This window comes from Microbacterium sp. DT81.1, from assembly GCF_049844955.1.
Taxonomy (GTDB): Bacteria; Actinomycetota; Actinomycetes; order Actinomycetales; family Microbacteriaceae; genus Microbacterium.
This window is the reverse complement of sequence record NZ_JBNCMA010000025.1, coordinates 1-1124: the sequence shown is the minus strand read 5'-3', so window position 1 is coordinate 1124 and position 1124 is coordinate 1. Positions and strand designations below refer to the sequence as shown.

Genomic DNA, 1124 nt, shown 5'->3' with positions numbered 1-1124 from the left:
CGGCCGGTGCCGACCAGCAGCGCGGTCGGTGTCGCCAACCCCAACGCGCAGGGGCAGGCGATGATCAGAGTCGCCACAGCCGCAGTGAACGCAACCTCGAGTGACCCGCCGACCAGCAGCCACCCCACGAACGCCAAGATCGCCAGGACGATCACGATCGGGACGAACACACCCGAGACCCGGTCGGCGAGCCGCTGCACCTTCGCTTTGCCTGTCTGGGCTTCATCCATCAGCCGCTGCATCCGCGCGAGCTCGGTGTCGGCACCGACGCGGGTGATCTCCACGATCAGGCGTCCGCCGACATTCACGGTCGCGCCGACCACGCGGGAACCAGTGGTCACCTCGACCGGGACGGATTCGCCGGTCAGCATGCTCGCGTCGATCGCGGATGCCCCATCGACCACAAGGCCGTCGGAGGGGATCTTCTCCCCGGGGCGCACCAGCACCCGGTCGCCGACGATCAGCTGCGAGACCGGGACCAACTGTTCCACGCCGCCGACCAAGCGGGTGGCGTCCTTCGCACCCAGATGCAGCAACGCGCGGAGCGCCTCAGACGAGGACTTCTTGGCGCGGGCTTCCGCGTATCGGCCGGCGAGGATGAACACCGTGACGAGGGCGGCGACTTCGAGGTAGATCTCGCCGCTGCCCGCTTCGGGGCTGCCGAACAGGGTGAAGGTCATGTGCATGCCAGGCATCCCGGCCATGCCGAAGAACAGCGCATACAGGGACCAGCCGAACGCGGCGATCACCCCGACGCTGATCAGCGTGTCCATCGTCGCAGCCCCGTGACGGGCGTTCACGAACGCGGCCCGGTGGAACGGCCACGCCCCCCACACCGCCACCGGGGCGGTCAGCGTCAACGCCAGCCACTGCCAGTACGTGAACTGCAGCAGCGGGATCATCGACATCAGCGCGACCGGCACAGCCAACGCGGTGCTGATCAGCAGCCGGCGACGCAACGACACCAGCTCGGGGTCTTCCGCAGGGGTGTCGGTCGATGTGGGCTCGGGCGCGATAGGTGCCGGTACCGCCGCGGAGTACCCGGCGGATTCGACCGCCGCGATCAGCTCCGCCGCCTCGACACCGTCGGCGCGGACGCGGGCTTTCTCGGTCGCGTAGTTGAC

Annotated in this window: 1 protein-coding gene; it reads right to left on the bottom strand. The window is 68.9% G+C overall.

Annotation, left to right across the window (positions count from 1 at the left end):
- A partial coding sequence (locus ACLQ2Q_RS22180; RefSeq protein ID WP_425824067.1) for a heavy metal translocating P-type ATPase occupies nucleotides 1–1124 on the bottom strand: 1124 nt, incomplete at both ends.